This window comes from Streptomyces sp. JN8, assembly GCF_055808075.1.
On record NZ_CM147852.1, the window covers coordinates 4,935,478 to 4,952,387 of the forward strand.

General features: G+C 72.0%; 14 protein-coding genes and 1 tRNA gene. 4 read left to right on the top strand and 11 right to left on the bottom strand.

The window, feature by feature from the left end; translation table 11 throughout:
• Positions 1–39: 39 nt before the first annotated feature.
• Both ACY0MR_RS21850 and ACY0MR_RS21855 read right to left on the bottom strand, forming a co-directional pair.
• Positions 40–723: a TetR/AcrR family transcriptional regulator gene (locus tag ACY0MR_RS21850; RefSeq protein WP_148005190.1), complete on the bottom strand. Its 684-nt coding sequence runs from the start codon at positions 721–723 to the stop codon at positions 40–42.
• On the bottom strand, positions 723–1,694 hold the full coding sequence (locus ACY0MR_RS21855; protein WP_388806276.1) for an acyl-CoA desaturase: 972 nt from the start codon (positions 1,692–1,694) through the stop codon (positions 723–725). The genes ACY0MR_RS21850 and ACY0MR_RS21855 overlap by 1 nt, the downstream gene beginning before the upstream one ends.
• A gap of 249 nt (positions 1,695–1,943) precedes the next feature.
• Between ACY0MR_RS21855 and ppc the strand changes: the two genes are divergently transcribed.
• Positions 1,944–4,673, top strand: a complete 2,730-nt coding sequence (ppc, locus tag ACY0MR_RS21860) for a phosphoenolpyruvate carboxylase (protein WP_388806163.1) — start codon at positions 1,944–1,946, stop codon at positions 4,671–4,673.
• A gap of 92 nt (positions 4,674–4,765) precedes the next feature.
• Here the strand turns inward: ppc and ACY0MR_RS21865 are convergent, their stop codons facing one another.
• The 7 genes from ACY0MR_RS21865 to ACY0MR_RS21895 all read right to left on the bottom strand — a co-directional run bounded on the left by ACY0MR_RS21865 (position 4,766) and on the right by ACY0MR_RS21895 (position 10,399).
• Positions 4,766–5,209, bottom strand: coding sequence for a hypothetical protein (locus ACY0MR_RS21865; RefSeq protein WP_388806161.1), 444 nt, complete (start codon positions 5,207–5,209; stop codon positions 4,766–4,768).
• Between the two features lie 42 nt (positions 5,210–5,251).
• Entirely contained in the window at positions 5,252–5,848 is a 597-nt protein-coding gene (pth, locus tag ACY0MR_RS21870; protein WP_473554814.1) for an aminoacyl-tRNA hydrolase, read from the bottom strand.
• 108 nt (positions 5,849–5,956) lie between these two features.
• A complete protein-coding gene (locus tag ACY0MR_RS21875) occupies positions 5,957–6,550 on the bottom strand; it encodes a 50S ribosomal protein L25/general stress protein Ctc (RefSeq protein ID WP_361856661.1) in 594 nt (197 codons plus the stop codon).
• Between the two features lie 253 nt (positions 6,551–6,803).
• Positions 6,804–7,778, bottom strand: coding sequence for a ribose-phosphate diphosphokinase (locus ACY0MR_RS21880; RefSeq protein WP_361856662.1), 975 nt, complete (start codon positions 7,776–7,778; stop codon positions 6,804–6,806).
• A gap of 120 nt (positions 7,779–7,898) precedes the next feature.
• Positions 7,899–9,347, bottom strand: a complete 1,449-nt coding sequence (gene glmU, locus ACY0MR_RS21885) for a bifunctional UDP-N-acetylglucosamine diphosphorylase/glucosamine-1-phosphate N-acetyltransferase GlmU (protein WP_388806155.1) — start codon at positions 9,345–9,347, stop codon at positions 7,899–7,901.
• A gap of 106 nt (positions 9,348–9,453) precedes the next feature.
• Positions 9,454–9,525: transfer RNA gene (locus ACY0MR_RS21890), tRNA-Gln, on the bottom strand.
• Positions 9,526–9,538: 13 nt separating this feature from the next.
• The gene (locus tag ACY0MR_RS21895) at positions 9,539–10,399 is read right to left on the bottom strand and encodes a hypothetical protein (RefSeq protein WP_473554816.1); all 861 of its coding nucleotides are present in this window, start codon (positions 10,397–10,399) and stop codon (positions 9,539–9,541) included.
• Between the two features lie 115 nt (positions 10,400–10,514).
• Here ACY0MR_RS21895 and ACY0MR_RS21900 point away from each other — a divergent pair, with 115 nt between their 5' ends.
• Complete coding sequence (locus ACY0MR_RS21900; RefSeq protein WP_392866238.1) at positions 10,515–11,861, top strand: sensor histidine kinase; 1,347 nt, start codon at positions 10,515–10,517, stop codon at positions 11,859–11,861.
• Here the strand turns inward: ACY0MR_RS21900 and ACY0MR_RS21905 are convergent.
• Together ACY0MR_RS21905 and ACY0MR_RS21910 are read right to left on the bottom strand one after the other, a co-directional pair.
• Positions 11,824–12,315: an SUKH-3 domain-containing protein gene (locus ACY0MR_RS21905; protein WP_388806149.1), complete on the bottom strand. Its 492-nt coding sequence runs from the start codon at positions 12,313–12,315 to the stop codon at positions 11,824–11,826. The two genes, ACY0MR_RS21900 and ACY0MR_RS21905, sit on opposite strands and share 38 nt — an antisense overlap.
• Positions 12,316–12,325: 10 nt before the next feature.
• A complete protein-coding gene (locus ACY0MR_RS21910; protein ID WP_361856675.1) occupies positions 12,326–12,841 on the bottom strand; it encodes a YwqJ-related putative deaminase in 516 nt (171 codons plus the stop codon).
• A 267-nt stretch (positions 12,842–13,108) separates the two neighbouring features.
• Between ACY0MR_RS21910 and ACY0MR_RS21915 the strand changes: the two genes are divergently transcribed.
• Positions 13,109–14,107 carry an SMI1/KNR4 family protein gene (locus ACY0MR_RS21915; RefSeq protein WP_361856678.1) on the top strand — a complete coding sequence of 333 codons (999 nt, stop codon included), beginning with the start codon at positions 13,109–13,111 and terminating at the stop codon, positions 14,105–14,107.
• 7 nt (positions 14,108–14,114) lie between these two features.
• Positions 14,115–16,757, top strand: coding sequence for an SUKH-4 family immunity protein (locus ACY0MR_RS21920; protein ID WP_473554819.1), 2,643 nt, complete (start codon positions 14,115–14,117; stop codon positions 16,755–16,757).
• Positions 16,758–16,910 lie beyond the last annotated feature (153 nt).

A 16,910-nucleotide genomic window follows, 5' to 3' on the forward strand; every position in this document is an offset into this window, starting at 1 on the left:
CGGCCCCCCGACGACCCGGAGCCCCACCCGGCCGCGCCGTCAGCTCTTCCGGTGCCCTATCAACCGCGGCTTCGGCTCCAGACCGTCCAGACCGTGCCACGCCAGATTCACCAGATGCGCCGCGACCTCGGCCTTCTTCGGCTTGCGGACGTCCAGCCACCACTGGCCCGTCAGCGCCACGCTTCCCACCAGCGCCTGCGCGTACAGCGGCGCCAGCTTCGGATCGAACCCCCGGGCCTTGAACTCCAGCCCCAGGATGTCCTCCACCTGCGTCGCGATGTCGCTGATCAGCGACGCGAACGTGCCCGTCGACTGCGCCACCGGCGAGTCCCGGACGAGGATCCGGAACCCGTCCGTGTAGTTCTCGATGTAGTCGAGCAGCGCGAACGCCGCCTGCTCCAGGAGCTCCCGCGGATGCCCCGCCGTCAGCGCACCCGTCACCCCGTCGAGGAGCTGGCGCATCTCCCGGTCCACCACGACCGCGTACAGCCCCTCCTTGCCCCCGAAGTGCTCGTACACCACCGGCTTGGACACCCCGGCCTTCGCCGCGATCTCCTCCACCGACGTGCCCTCGAAGCCCTTCGCGGCGAACAGGGTCCGGCCGATGTCCAGCAGCTGCTCCCGGCGCTCCGCGCCCGTCATCCGCACCCGGCGGCCCCGCCGGGGCTTCTGCTCGCCGCTGCCGGTGCCACTGGTCCTGCCGTCGATCGCCACGTCTTCCATCATGCCGCGTCGGCGGACACGCTCTGGCGGCGGGCTTCGATGCGCTCCTTCGCCGGCCAGCGCACGTCGTGCGCCCACCCCGCCAGCTCGAACCAGCGGATCAGCCGCGCACTGGAGTCGACCTGCCCGCGCAGCACCCCGTGCCGCGCCGACGTCGGGTCCGCGTGGTGCAGGTTGTGCCACGACTCGCCGCAGGACAGCACCGCCAGCCACCACACGTTCCCCGAACGGTCCCGCGACTTGAACGGCCGCTTCCCCACCGCGTGGCAGATCGAGTTGATCGACCACGTCACGTGGTGCAGCAGCGCGACCCGCACCAGCGACCCCCAGAAGAACGCGGTGAACGCACCCCACCAGGACATCGTCACCAGACCGCCCACCAGCGGCGGGATCGCCAGCGACAGCATCGTCCAGAAGATGAAGTCGCGCGAGATCCGCCGGATCGCCGGGTCCTTGATCAGATCCGGCGCGTACTTCGCCTGCGGCGTCCGCTCCTCGTCGAACATCCAGCCGATGTGCGCCCACCACAGCCCCTTCATCAGGGCCGGCACCGTCTCACCGAAACGCCACGGCGAGTGCGGGTCGCCCTCCGCGTCCGAGAACTTGTGGTGCTTGCGGTGATCCGCCACCCACCGCACCAGCGGACCCTCCACCGCCAGCGAACCCATGATCGCCAACGCGATGCGCAGCGGCCGCTTCGCCTTGAACGACCCGTGCGTGAAGTAGCGGTGGAAACCGATCGTGATGCCGTGGCACCCGATGAAGTACATCGCCACCAGCAGACCCAGGTCGAGCCACGACACGCCGCCCCAGCTCCAGGCCAGCGGAACCGCCGCGACCACGGCCACGAAGGGCACCGTGATGAACAGCATCAGCGTGATCTGCTCGACCGACCGCTTCTTGTCCCCGCCGAGCGTGCCGGACGGCAGGTGGTCCTGATCGGATGCGAGCAACTCAGGGCTCAAGGTCATGGGTGTCCCCCGGGGGATGAGGATGAGGATGAAAACAGCGCGGAACGGCACGAAACGAACGCGAGGCTACGCTCCCGTAACCTACGGCGTCGTAAGTATGGCAGCGCGAGGACGCGCGGCAAGGGGGCACAAGGGGACCCTGACCGCCGTCCAGCAGATGGACACCTATCCTGGGTGCGTCGGACAGCGCGGTCCGCAAGCCTCCAGAACCCCTCCAGACGTGCTCAAACACTGCAAGGAGCCGCACCTGTGAGCAGTGCCGACCAGACCCCCACCGCCAGCGCCGAGCTGCGCGCCGACATCCGCCGACTGGGCGACCTCCTCGGCGAGACCCTCGTCCGCCAGGAGGGCCACGAGATCCTCGACCTCGTCGAGCGGGTCCGCAGCCTCACCCGCGAGGACGGCGAGGCCGCCGCCGAGCTGCTCCGCGGCGTCGAACTGGAGACGGCCGCCAAGCTGGTACGCGCCTTCTCCACCTACTTCCACCTGGCCAACGTCACCGAGCAGGTGCACCGCGGCCGCGAGATGCGCGAGAAGCGCGCCGCCGAGGGCGGCCTCCTCGCCCGCACCGTCGACATGCTCAAGGACGGCGACCCCGAGCACGTCCGCGAGACGGTCAAGAACCTCAACGTCCGGCCCGTCTTCACCGCGCACCCCACCGAGGCCGCGCGCCGGTCCGTCCTCAACAAGCTCCGCCGCATCGCCGCCCTCCTGGAGACCCCGGTCATCGAGGCCGACCGCCGCCGGCTCGACCTGCGGCTCGCCGAGAACATCGACCTCATCTGGCAGACCGACGAACTCCGGGTCGTCCGGCCCGAGCCCGCCGACGAGGCCCGCAACGCCATCTACTACCTCGACGAGCTCCACGCCGGCGCCGTCGGCGACGTCCTGGAGGACCTCGCCGCCGAACTCCAGCGGGTCGGCGTCGAACTCCCCGCCGGCACCCGCCCCCTCACCTTCGGCACCTGGATCGGCGGCGACCGCGACGGCAACCCCAACGTCACCCCCCAGGTGACCAGGGACATCCTCATCCTCCAGCACGAGCACGGCATCACCGACGCCCTCGAACTCGTCGACTACCTCCGCGGACTCCTCTCCAACTCCATCCGCTACGCCGGAGCCACCCAGGAACTCCTGGACTCCCTCCAGCAGGACCTGGACCTCCTCCCGGAGATCAGCCCCCGCTACAAGCGCCTCAACGCCGAGGAGCCGTACCGCCTCAAGGCCACCTGCATCCGGCAGAAGCTGGTCAACACCCGCGAGCGCCTCGCCTCCGGCACCCCCCACCAGGACGGCCGCGACTACCTCGGCACCGCCGAACTCGTCCACGACCTCACCCTGATCCAGACCTCGCTCCGCGAGCACCGCGGCGCGCTCTTCGCCGACGGCCGGATGGACCGCACCATCCGCACCCTCTCCGCCTTCGGCCTCCAGCTCGCCACCATGGACGTCCGCGAGCACGCCGACGCCCACCACCACGCCCTCGGCCAGCTCTTCGACCGCCTCGGCGAGGAGTCCTGGCGGTACGCCGACATGCCGCGCGACTACCGGCAGAAGCTCCTCGCCAAGGAACTCCGCTCGCGCCGCCCGCTCGCCCCCACCCCCGCCCCGCTCGACGCGGCCGGCGAGAAGACCCTCGGCGTCTTCCACACCGTCAAGGAAGCCTTCGAGCGCTTCGGCCCCGAGGTCATCGAGTCCTACATCATCTCGATGTGCCAGGGCGCCGACGACGTCTTCGCCGCCGCCGTCCTCGCCCGCGAAGCCGGCCTCATCGACCTCCACGCCGGCTGGGCCAAGATCGGCATCGTGCCCCTCCTGGAGACCACCGACGAGCTCAAGGCCGCCGACGTCATCCTCGACGGCATGCTCGCCGACCCCTCCTACCGCCGCCTCGTCTCGCTCCGCGGCGACGTCCAGGAGGTCATGCTCGGCTACTCGGACTCCTCCAAGTTCGGCGGCATCACCACGAGCCAGTGGGAGATCCACCGCGCCCAGCGCCGCCTCCGCGACGTGGCCCACCGCTACGGCGTACGCCTCCGCCTCTTCCACGGCCGCGGCGGCACCGTCGGCCGCGGCGGCGGCCCCTCCCACGACGCCATCCTCGCCCAGCCCTGGGGCACCCTGGAGGGCGAGATCAAGGTCACCGAGCAGGGCGAGGTCATCTCCGACAAGTACCTCATCCCCTCCCTCGCCCGCGAGAACCTCGAACTGACCGTCGCCGCCACCCTGCAGGCCTCCGCCCTGCACACCGCGCCGCGCCAGTCCGACGAGGCCCTCGCCCGCTGGGACGCGGCCATGGACACCGTCTCGGAGGCCGCCCACACCGCCTACCGCAAGCTCGTCGAGGACCCCGGCCTGCCGGCGTACTTCCTCGCCTCCACCCCCGTCGACCAGCTCGCCGACCTGCACCTGGGCTCACGGCCCTCGCGCCGCCCCGGCTCCGGCGTCTCCCTCGACGGACTCCGCGCCATCCCGTGGGTGTTCGGCTGGACCCAGTCCCGCCAGATCGTCCCCGGCTGGTTCGGCGTCGGCTCCGGCCTCAAGGCCCTCCGCGAAGCGGGCCTCGACCCGGTCCTCGGCGAGATGTACGAGCGCTGGCACTTCTTCCGCAACTTCCTCTCCAACGTCGAGATGACGCTGGCGAAGACCGACCTGCGGATCGCCCGGCACTACGTCGACACCCTCGTCCCCGACGAGCTCAAGCACGTCTTCGAGACCATCGAGGCCGAGCACGCGCTGACCGTCGCCGAGGTCCTCAAGATCACCGGCGGCGAGAAGCTCCTGGACTCCAACCCGGTCCTCCAGCAGACCTTCTCCATCCGCGACGCCTACCTGGACCCGATCTCCTACCTCCAGGTCGCCCTCCTGGCCCGCCAGCGCGGCGCCGCGGAGCGCGGCGAAGAGCCCGACCCGCTGCTCGCCCGCGCCCTGCTCCTCACCGTGAACGGCGTCGCCGCCGGTCTGCGCAACACCGGCTGATCCCGTCCCCGCACAGCCAGGTGCCCCCGTGGAGAACCCTCCACGGGGGCACCTCGCCGTCCGGCCGCACCGCGCACGGGCGACCCGCGGGCTCACAGCGCGAAGAACGCCGCCACCAGCAGCGCCGCGCCGAGACCGGCCGCCGACCACGCCGTCCTCGGCAGCCGCAGCCCCCCGCCGATCAGCGGCGCCGCGAGCAGCAGCGCCCCGCCCAGCGGCAGCCACGCGTGCAGGCCGCCGCCCCAGCCCGTGCGCACGCCCTCGTCCGTGCCCGGCTTCACCACCACCGGGATCGTCACGCCCTTCTCCGCCGCCACCGACCGCGCGATCGTCAGCGTCCGGCGCGGCGACGCGGGGTCCTCCGGGGCGTAGCGGCCGCTGCACAGGTCGTCGGTGCAGCCGGTCACCGTCAGCGTCCCGTGCTCCCGCCCCTTGGCGAGCAGGACGTGCTGGGCCGAGTTCCAGGAGGCCCAGGCGCCCGCGACCAGCAGGAGGAGGGCGACGAGGGCCATGGCGGCGTTACGGACGTGCGTCATGACCCGCGATCGTACAGTCGTACCGCGCGAGCCCCGCAGGCCTCAGGAGTTATACGCCGACTGGGCCCGCTCCAGACCCTCCGCGACCAGGCACTCCACCGAGTCCGCCGCCCGGTCCACGAACCAGTCCAGGTCCTTGCGCTCCGTCGAGGAGAAGTCCTTCAGCACGAAGTCCGCCACCTGCATCCGGCCCGGCGGACGCCCGATCCCGCACCGCACCCGGTGGTACTCCGCGCCCATCGCCTTCGTCATCGACTTCAGACCGTTGTGCCCGTTGTCGCCACCGCCGATCTTCAGCCGCAGCACCGAGTAGTCGATGTCCAACTCGTCATGGATCGCCACGACATGCGCCGTCGGCACCTTGTAGAAGTCCCGCAGCGCCGTCACCGGCCCGCCCGACAGGTTCATGTACGACATCGGCTTCGCCAGCACCACCCGGCGGCTCGCCGGCCCCGGCGGACCCATCCGGCCCTCGACGACCTGCGCCTGCGCCTTCCCCGCCCGCTTGAACGAGCCCCGCATCCGCTCGGCCAGCAGGTCCACCACCATGAAGCCGATGTTGTGCCGGTTACCCGCGTACTCGGGCCCGGGATTGCCGAGGCCGACGATCAGCCAGGGCGCGTTCGCGTCATCCGTCATGTGCGTCGGGTCTCCTCGTCCCACTACGTCCAGGAACATCCAGATACGGAAAACGGGGTGACGGGCCGTGCGGCCCGTCACCCCGTCACGTCAGGCAGAGCCTACGGCTCAGGCCTCGGCGCCCTCGGCGGCCTCGGTCTCGGCCTCGGCGGCCGGCTCCTCGGCCTGCGCGGCCAGGACCTGGAGGACGACGGCCTCGGCGTCGGTCACCAGGGTCGAACCCTTCGGCAGCTCCAGGTCGCCGGCGAGCACGGAGGCACCGGCCTCCAGGCCCTCCACGGAGACCGTGACGGCCTCGGGGAGGTGGGTGGCCTCGGCCTCGACGGAGACGGTGCTCAGGACGTGCTCGAGCAGGTTGCCGCCGGCGGCCAGCTCACCCTCGGCCTGCACGGGGATCTCGACGGTGACCTTCTCGCCGCGCTTCACGAGGAGCAGGTCGACGTGCACGAGGAAGCCCTTGATGGCGTCGCGCTGGACGGCCTTCGGGATCGCGAGCTCGTTCTTGCCGTCGATGTCCAGGGACAGCAGGACGTTCGGCGTACGCAGGGCCAGGGCCAGGTCGTGGGCCGGCAGGGTCACGTGCGCCGGCTCGGAGCCGTGGCCGTAGACGACCGCGGGAACCTGGGCGTTGCGGCGGATCGCACGGGCCGCGCCCTTGCCGAACTCGGTACGGACGGCAGCGGCGAGCTTGACCTCGGACATGGTGCACTCCTCGTAGAAAGGTGACGAAAGTCTGGGTCACCCGGCCACGACTGGCGATGGCCTGCTACGAAGAGCGCGTCGATAACGGACCGCCGTGACCCTGTACATCCGTACGGGTACGGCCTCCCTCGCCGAGCAACTACGGCAGTCTACCGGCCCGCCGCCCCACCACCCAATTGGATCACCCGGACACGGCGGAGGGCCGCTCCCCCGAACGGGGAAACGGCCCTCACGCCTGCGGTACGGCCGCGTCTCAGTGCTCTTCGAAGAGGCTCGTCACCGAACCGTCCTCGAAGACCTCGCGCACCGCGCGCGCGATCGTCGGCGCGATCGACAGCACCGTGATCTTGTCCAGCTCCAGGGCACCCGGAACCGGCAGCGTGTCCGTGAACACGAACTCGCTGACCTTCGAGTTCTTCAGGCGGTCCGCGGCCGGGCCCGACAGGATGCCGTGCGTGGCCGTCACGATGACGTCCTCGGCGCCGTGCGCGAACAGGGCGTCCGCCGCGGCGCAGATCGTGCCGCCGGTGTCGACCATGTCGTCCACCAGGACGCAGACGCGGCCCTTCACGTCACCGACGACCTCGTGGACGGTGACCTGGTTGGCGACGTCCTTGTCGCGGCGCTTGTGCACGATCGCCAGCGGGGCGTCCAGACGGTCGCACCAGCGGTCGGCGACCCGCACGCGGCCGGCGTCCGGGGAGACGATCGTCAGCTTGGTGCGGTCGACCTTCGCGCCCACGTAGTCCGCCAGGACCGGCAGGGCCGACAGGTGGTCCACCGGACCGTCGAAGAAGCCCTGGATCTGGTCCGTGTGCAGGTCCACCGTCAGGATGCGGTCCGCACCGGAGGTCTTCAGCAGGTCCGCGACCAGACGCGCCGAGATCGGCTCGCGACCGCGGTGCTTCTTGTCCTGGCGGGCGTAGCCGTACGACGGGATGATCACGGTGATGCTCCGGGCCGAGGCCCGCTTCAGCGCATCGATCATGATCAGCTGTTCCATGATCCACTTGTTGATCGGAGCCGTGTGGCTCTGGATCAGGAAGCAGTCCGCGCCACGGGCCGACTCCTGGAAGCGGACGTAGATCTCACCGTTGGCGAAGTCGAACGCCTTGGTGGGAACGAGGCCGACACCCAGCTGGTGCGCGACCTCCTCGGCCAGCTCGGGGTGGGCGCGGCCGGAGAAGAGCATCAGCTTCTTCTCGCCGGTCGTCTTGATCCCGGTCACAGCACTGTCTCCTCAGACGTGTTGTCTGGCCGCCGCCACGAGCTGTCGTGCGCGTGTGCGAGCCAGCCGAATTTGTGTGCACGTATCACGGTACGCCGAGTTCGACGTACCCGTTTCCGGTCAGCTTTCGCCGGCGGAGTCCTCCGAGGCGGCCTGAGCGGCCTGCGCGGCAGCGCTGCCGGGACGCTTCCGGGCCACCCAACCCTCGATATTCCGCTGCTGGCCCCGGGCGACGGCGAGCGAACCGGCCGGCACGTCCTTCGTGATCACGGACCCCGCGGCGGTGTACGCGCCGTCCCCGATCGTGATGGGAGCCACAAACATGTTGTCCGACCCGGTCCGGCAGTGCGAACCGATCGTGGTGTGGTGCTTCGCCTCGCCGTCGTAGTTCACGAACACGCTGGCCGCGCCGATGTTCGAGTACTCGCCGATGGTGGCGTCGCCCACGTACGAGAGGTGCGGGACCTTCGTGCCCTCGCCGATCGTCGCGTTCTTCATCTCGACGTACGTGCCGGCCTTGGACTTCCGGCCCAGGTTCGTCCCCGGACGGAGGTACGCGAACGGCCCCACCGAGGCGTTCTCGCCGATCACGGCGGAGTCGGCGACCGCGTTGTCCACGCGGGCGCCCTTCTCGACGCGGGTGTCCTTCAGGCGCGTGTTCGGGCCGACCACGGCGTCCTCGCCGATGTGCGTCGCCCCGATCAGCTGGGTGCCCGGGAGCAGGACGGCGTCGGGCTCGAAGGTCACGGTGACGTCCACGAACACCGAGGCCGGGTCGACCACGGTCACGCCGGCCAGCATGGCCCGCTCGATCAGCCGCCGGTTCAGCAGCGCGCGCGCCTCGGCGAGCTGCACCCGGTTGTTGATGCCCAGGATCTCGCGGTGGTCGCCGGCCACCGACGCGCCGACGCGGTGCCCCGCCTCGCGCAGGATGCTCAGGACGTCGGTGAGGTACTCCTCGCCCTGGCTGTTGTCCGTCCGGACCTTGCCGAGGGCGTCGGCGAGCAGCTGCCCGTCGAACGCGAACACCCCTGAGTTGATCTCACGGATGGCCCGCTGCGCGTCGGAGGCGTCCTTGTGCTCGACGATCTCGGTGACGGCCCCGGTCGCCGGGTCGCGCACGATCCGCCCGTACCCGGTGGAGTCCGGGACCTCGGCGCTCAGCACGGTGACGGCGTTCCCGTCGGCGGCGTGGGTGTCGGCGAGCGCGCGGAGCGTCTCGCCGGACAGCAGCGGGGTGTCGCCGCACACGACGACCACGGTCCCCTCGGGCGCCCGGCCGAGCTCCTCCAGGGCCATCCGCACCGCGTGGCCGGTGCCGTTCTGCTCCTCCTGGACGGCGGTGCGGGTCCCGGCGTAGTGCTCGTCCAGGTGCCCCTTCACCCGCTCGCGGGCGTGCCCGACGACCACGACGAGGTGCTCGGGCTCCAGCTCCCGGGCGGCGGAGACGACATGCCCGACGAGCGACCGCCCGGCGATCTCGTGGAGGACCTTGGGGGTCTTCGACTTCATGCGGGTGCCCTCACCCGCTGCGAGGACGACGACGGCGGCCGGGCGTTTGGCGCTCACGGGAATGCCCTTCGGCTTTGGGTGGTGGACGCACGAAGGATACCGGGGGGCAGGGGGGCGGACATGAGCGCGGGTCCTGACCGTGGTGGTCAGGACCCGATGTGTGCTCCGCCGGCTGGATTCGAACCAGCGTCTCAAGGCTCCAAAGGCCTGCGGGATGCCGCTACCCCACGGCGGATCTGCAGCAGACCCTACCCGAGCCGGGCCTGGCAGTCGGACGCGATTCCCCTCCACCACCCCTCGATGCGTCGATATAGCTCGGCGCTTTGCAGAACCGATACGACGAGACAGCCCCGGTAGGACTCGCCCACGTTCTTACGGACGGTCCTGGGGTTGTGTTTCTTGAGTGTCGTCTTGCCGAAGAGCGCCCTGTCGACGCCCGTGACTTCCGCCCAGTACCGCTCTGCCGCGGCGACGTCCGCCGACTCGTGGATCATGACGCGATAGCGGAGACGCTCGTGTGTGACTCCCAGGAGGTTCAGCCAGGCCAGGTAGACGCGGATCACGTCGGTGTCGCTGTTCACGAAGATCGCGTGCTCCCTGCGGGCGTAGGGCTTGTCCTTGGACCCTTCGGCCCAGTACAGGCCGACGCCCAGGAGGAACAGCTCTCGATCCGACAGTGCTCCGACCTCGAGCATCGCCTCGCCCTTGGTCTTTTGACGGGCGACGTCCCGGATCTGGAGCTCGTGGTCCCACCTCTTGCGTGCCGCGAGCCTCGCCTGCTCGGTCGGATCGCGGCGTTCCGGCTTCGGCAGATCCCTGACCCACAGGGAGATCGAGCTCTTGGAGCAGCCCAGTTCCAGCTGGATCTGGTCGTAGGTCATGCCCTGGAGGCGGAGCTCCCTGGCTCGGTCTCGGAGGTCGTCCTTGGCGTTGGGGCGTTTCGTCCACTCCGGTGGCGGTTCGCCTTCGAGGAGGCGGTTGAGGAGGTCGTTGTTGTGGATGTGGAGGCGGTCCCGGATCCGGCGGCGGCTGAGGCCCTCGCGGCGGAGGGCGAGGGCCTGGTCCCGCAGGCCTTCGAAGTCGGCGTACGTGCTCGATTCGGCTGTCATACGAACACCATCGTCCGTAATGCGGACGTCCGGGTCGAAAGCCTTGTCGATTCAACAGTTCGAGGGACTGGTGTGTGCCGGGTTGACGCGAGGGCTCGCCCGTAGGGTGGTGGGTATGACCGTGACGGGGGCAGACCGGGGCGCCGTGGGCGTCGGGAATCGGTGGTGGTGGGGGAGACGGCGGAGTGCCGTCCTGGATGTGGGGCTCGCTCTCGTGTCCGCGCTGGAGTGCGGCCTCGAAGGGGTCGGGTTCGCCGAGAAGGCCGCGCTGCCCGTGCCCGTCGGGGTCCTGTTCGGACTGGTGATCGGGTCGGTACTGCTGGTGCGGCGGCGTTCGCCCATCGTCGTCGTGCTCGTGTCGATCGCCGTGACGCCCGCCGAGATGGGCTTCCTGATGGGGATCGTCGGGCTGTACTCGCTCGCCGCCTCCGAGGTGCCCCGGCGGATCACCGCCCTGCTCGCGGGGATGTCCACCGTCGCCGTGTTCGTCGTGACCGCCGTGCGGATGCGGCAGGACGTCGCCCAGGCCGACGTCGGGCAGCCCGACATCGACCCGAGCGGCTGGTACGTGCCGGTCGTCGCGGTCTTCGTGACCCTCGGGCTCAACGCCCCGCCGCTGCTCTTCGGCCTCTACATAGGGGCGCGCCGCCGGCTCATGGAGAGTCTGCGGGAGCGGGCGGACAGCCTGGAGCAGGAGTTGTCGCTGCTGGCGGACCGGGCGGAGCAGCGGGCGCAGTGGGCGCGGCAGGAGGAGCGGACGCGGATCGCGCGTGAGATGCACGACGTGGTGGCGCATCGGGTGTCGTTGATGGTGGTGCACGCGGCCGCCTTGCAGGCGGTGGCGTTGAAGGATCCGCAGAAGGCGGTGCGGAACGCGGCTCTCGTGGGGGACATGGGGCGGCAGGCGTTGACGGAGTTGCGGGAGATGCTGGGGGTGCTGAGGGAGGGGGCGGCTCCGGTGGCTCCCGTCTCCGTGCCGCTCGCGGCCGTGGGGCGGGCCGCCGCCGCTGCCGCCGAGGCCGCCGCCGAGGACGGGCCCCGTCTGGACGCGCTGGAGGGGCTGTGCGAGCAGTCGCGGCTGGCGGGGACGGTGGTGGACCTGGTGGTGGTGGGGGAGGCGCGGTCCTATGCGCCGGAGGTGGAGCGGACGGCGTACCGGGTGGTGCAGGAGGCGCTGACGAACGTCCACAAGCATGCGGCGGGGGCCGATGTGGTGGTGCGGCTCGCGCATCGGGGGGCGGAGGTGGCGATGCAGGTGGAGAACGGTCCGTGTCCGGTGGATCCGGGGGTCGCGGACGTGGGGCTGCCGAGTGGGGGGAACGGGCTGGTCGGCATGCGGGAGCGGGTGCTGCGGCTGGGCGGGGTGTTCGTGTCGGGGGCGACCGACGCGGGGGGTTTCCGGGTGTCGGCGGTGCTGCCGACGGTCAGCCCGCTGTCAGGCGGGTCGGCTGTGCGCCCGTGACGAGGGTGGCGAGGGCGGTGTCGATGTCCTTGCCGAGGTACCAGTCGCCGGCGTGGTCGAGGCTGTAGACGCGGCCTTCCACGTCCATGGCGAGGACCGCCTGGTGGTCGCCCTCCTCGCCGAGGGGGGCGAGCTCGGTGCCGAGGGCGCGTCCGAGGTCGGCGAGGGTGCGGGAGAGGTGGAGTCCGGCGAGCGGGTCGAAGCGGACGGCGGCGGGCGCTATCTGGCGTCCGTGGCCGGGCGCGGTGATCCGGAGGCCGCCGAACTCGGCCCAGGCCTCGACGACGGCGGGGAAGACGCTGTGCCGGTGTCCGGCGGGGGAGAGGTGGGCGCGGAGGGTGTCCGCCCACTCCTCGGCGAGTTTGATGTCCCAGCGGCCGGGTTGCCAGCCGGCCTCGCGGAGGGCGGCGTCGACGTTGACCGGGAACCGGGTGGTGCTGAGGTGGTCGGGCATGGGGGTGGGGTCAGCCGTTCTCGACAGGCGTGGTGGGGTCGACGGTGCGGACGCCGAAGTGGGCGAGCATCGCCGTGCAGGAGCGGCAGGGTGCGGCGTAGCTGCCGTGCAGGGGGTCGCCGTCCTCGCGGATGTGCCGGGCGGTGAGCTTGGCGTGTTTGAGGGAGCGGCGGGCTTCGCCGGGGGTGAGCGGTTTGCGCTGGGCGCGCTTGGAGCGGGCGTTCTCGGCGGCGGTGAGGTGCCGGGAGAGCAGGATGGCCTCGGGGCAGCGTCCGGTGAAGCGTTCGCGCTGGCCGCTGGTGAGGGTGTCCAGGAAGTCCTGCACGAGGGCGTGCAGGGCGGGTGGCCGGTCGCCGCGGCCGGCGGTACAGGTGAGGGTCGTCTCGCCGCGGACGGAGAGGGCGGCCCCGACGGTGGGGAGGATGCCGTCGCGGCGCTGACGCAGTAACGGTGCGCGCGTGGTGTCGGCGCTGCTGCTCCAGTTGAGGCGTGGGTCACCCTGTGTGGGCGTCGGTGCTGTGTGCATGGTGCTGGTCTTCCCCTCCTGCAATCCCCCGAGTTGCGTGGACAGCCTGCCAAATAGGGAGCCATATGGGGAAGCTGGGGCGCTGAAACGGCGCTTCGGTGTGTCGGAATCATGGTCGACCTGTCATGGCGTCGTGACACGTGGTCACCGCCGGATCGGGCCGGTTCGGGGTCTTGTGGCAGCGCATAGGCTGTGCGGCATCAGTCAGGAGCAGCCAGCGGCTGCGGGTAGTAGCAGTCAGCGACGCCAGTGCAGGGGGCAACCGCCATGACGACAGGTCGGCTCGGGCAGGACACCGCGCCACCGAACGCCGCCTATGCCGGGCAGGTCGTGCACTTTCCGGATCCGGTCCGGGCCTCCCGGCATCCTCGCGGGGTGCGGGTGGACGAGTTCGGGTTCCCGGACTTCTCGCCGTACGCGCGTGCGGCGGCGGAGATCGCCGATCCGCCGGAGGGTTTCGGTGTCGACGAGCTGCGGCTCACCGACTACGTGTCGGCGAACGCGGCGATGGCGGCGACGGGTCATGAGCTGTGGGACACGATTCCCTCGGTGGCGACGCCGCACGGCTGGACCTGGCACCACGTGGCGCGGAGCCGGCGGATGGAGCTGGTGCCGGTCGAGGTGAAGGCGTTGCTGCGTCATCACGGCGGGGTGGCGACGGCCGCCGTCGACCACATGAAGCGGGGCACGCGTCCGCTGCAGGAGACCCGGCCGGCGCACTTCGGCCTGCCGAAGGGGCGGGTGTCGGTGTCGGAGCAGCAGCTCCAGGGCGTGGAGGAGGACCTCGGCTACCGGCTTCCGGGGGCGTACCGGTCGTTCCTGCGGGCGGCGGGCGGGTGCGCCCCGGTGGGGGCGGCGCTCGACGCGGAGCTGGGGCTGCTGGTCGACCAGCCCTTCTTCACGGTGCGGGAGGAGGCGGGGGTCAACGACCTCGTCTACGTCAACAAGTGCCTGCGTGATCACCTGACGAAGGACTACCTGGGGGTGGCGTTCGTCCAGGGTGGTCTGGTCGCCCTGAAGGTGCGGGGTGAGGGGGTCGGTTCGGTGTGGTTCTGCGCGTACGACGACGCCCGGGACTCCGGAGAGGCGGCGGCGGGCTGGTCGGCGGCCGAGCGGGTGGGGCGGCTGCTGCTCCCGTGCGGTGCGGACTTCGATGCGTTCCTCCAGCGGTTGGCGGGCAATCCGCCGGAGCTGGAGACGGTGGCGAACCTGATGGTGGACGGCGGCTTCGCGCGTGCGGTGCCGGTCGTCCCGGTGGGGGAGTGAGTGGGCTGTGGTGACCTTCGCGCAGGCGCAGGAGCGCGCCGAGGAGTGGATCAACGGCGACCTGCCGGGGTACCAGCACCGTGAGGTGCGGGTGCGGGAGTTCGAGCTGGGGTTCGTGGTGTGGGCGGAGGACCGCGAGGGCGGTCCGACGTCGGACGGCGGGCGTCAGCGGCTGGTGATCGCCCGGGACAGCGGTGAGGCGACGCTGTGGCCGGGGCTGCCGGTGGGTGAGGTCATCCGCCGGTACGAGGAGGAGTACGGGGCGGCGGAGGACGTTCCGGCGCAGGCGGCGGTGCCGGCGGCGCGGATCGATCTGAACCAGACGTCGTTCCTGTTGAGTCCCCCGGAGTGGTTGCAGGACGCGGCGGACCGGATCGGGTTGCCGAAGCAGCCGAACGCGTCGCAGGAGAGCGGTGCGTCCTCGGCGTCGGCGGACGACGTGTCGGAGCCGGTGGCGGCGGCGGAGTCGGGGCCGTCGGCCTCGGTCGCCTCGTCGTCGTCGGCCTCGGAGGGCGCGGGGGTGTCCGCGGTGCCGGGTTCCGTCGCGTACGAGCCGACGGCGATGGACGGGGTTCCGGCGGAGCGTCCGGCTGCGGATTCGGCCGCGGCTGCGGATTCGGCGTCCGGGGGCCCGGGGTCCGCGGCCCCGGGCGTTCCGGCGCCGGCGGGTCCGGAGGCCGGCGTCTCCGGTGGCCCGGCTCCGGCCGGTACGGCTCCGGCCGGTCCGGACGCCCCGGCGGCATCGGCGGCCCCGGCCGCTCCGGTGGCGCCCGCGGCTCCGCCCGTTCCCGCTTCCGCGCCGACCCCGCCGCCGGCGTCGAGCCCGTGGGCGGACGCCAACGCGAGTGCGGGCGGGGCGGACGGTGCGGTGCCGCTGCCCGCGACCGTGTTCGCGCCGCCGCTGTCGGGCACGGACGACGAGGACACCCCGCCGCCGCAGGTGGGCGCGGACGCGCCGACCGCCCTGATGAAGGGGGGCAGCGCGCTGCCCCCGACGGCGGTGTCGCCCCGGCTGAACCCGGCCGCGCCGGCGCCCGGCCCCGCTCCGGCGGGTCCGGTCGCGCCCTCGGCGCCGCCGCAGGCCGCCGGTCCGGGCGTGCCGCCTCCGCCGGCTCCCGCTCCCGCGCCCTCGGCGCCGGGTGCCCGGGACATCGCGGACGAGGCGACCAGCAAGGCCGCGCTGCCGCCGCAGGCGAACCGCGGTCCGGCCGGGCCCCCGCCGCCGCCCGGAGCTCCCGGCGTCCCCGGCGGGTCGTCGGGCGCGGGCGCGTACATCCCGACGCAGCTGGTGTCGCAGCTGGGGCCCGAGGGTCCCACGCCGCCCGCGCAGCCGGGCCCGCCCGGCCCGCCGCCGGCTCCGGCCCCGCCCGCGCCGCCGCAGCCCGTGCACCACGCGGCGACGATGCTGGCGCATCCGAACCAGGGCGGTCCGGGCGCGCCGCCGCCGCCTCCGCCGCCGCCGGGTGTGCCCGGCACGCCCGCGGGCGGCATCGAGCACGCGGCGACGATGCTGGCCCACCCGGGACCGGCCGGTCCGGTGGCGCCGCAGCCTCCGGGTCCGCCGGCTCCGCCCCCGCCGCTGCACGGCGGCCAGGCCCCGCCGCCCGCGCCGGGCCCCGTGCCCGGTCCGGTTCCGGGGGCCGCGCCGCCGGCGTACGGCTATCCGCAGCCGGCGGGTCAGCCGACGGTCGGCCCCGGCTACCAGGCGGTGCTGCGCTACCGCGCGCCCGACGGTTCCGAGGCGCAGATCATCCGGCGTTCGGCGCCCGGCACCCCGCATCCGGAGTGGCAGATCCTGCACGAGCTGCGCGCGATGAACGTGCCGCCGCAGCAGGTGCTGGAGCTCCACACGGAGCTGGAGTCCTGCGAGCTGCCGGGCGGCTACTGCGCGCGGATGATCAGGGAGACCTGGCCGCAGGCGCGGATCACGAGCATCGCCCCGTACGGCCGTGATCACGCGGGCCGTCAGCAGGGCATGCGGCAACTCCTCACCCACCAGGGCGAGCTGCACCAGGTCGCGGACGGTCCGGCGCGGCCGGCGCCGGTGCGGGCGCCGCTGCCGCAGGTGCAGCCGGCGCCGCCGATCCCGCCGGAGGGCATCGCGCAGGAGCTGGCGGGGGCGTTCGGTCCGGGCATCCTCCGCTTCGACCAGCGGGCGGTGTCCCGGCAGGGCGTGCCGGAGCTGGTGGCGCGCACGCTGGTGTGGGCGGGACTGCCCGCGGACTTCGGGCCGTTCTTCTGGGCGCAGCCCGCGGTGCCGGTGGTGCCGACGCTGGCGGAGCTCGCCGCGCAGCGGCAGGTCCAGCCGGCACCGGACGCGAGTTCGTACCTGGTGCTCGGTTCGGACTTCGGCCGGGCGATCTGCGTCCAGTACGGGACCGCGCACATCGTGGCGGTGCCGGTGGAGGCCGGTCCGGGCGGGCAGTCGGTGCCGGCGCAGTTCGTGAACACGGGGCTGCCCGAGTTCACGCGGGCGATGGCGCTGCTCGGCCGGATGTGGCGGCTGCGGTTCGGGCTGAACCCGGAGCAGGCGGGCCGCTGGACGGTCGACTTCCAGGCGCAGCTGGCGATGCTGGACCCGGCGGCGCTGTCGTCGCCGGAGAACTGGTGGTCGGTGCTGCTGGAGCAGATGTGGGACGGCCTTCTGTAGGAGGAGGGGCCGGGGTTTCCCGCGGACACCGCTGGACAGACTCCCTGGACAGAATGTGATGAAAGGCGCTCGACGTGTGTGCACGTTGGGCGTCTTTTGTCCGTTCTGATGCAGCATCCTGGACGTTCGGTCGGGTCACAGGGAAGGGGCGCC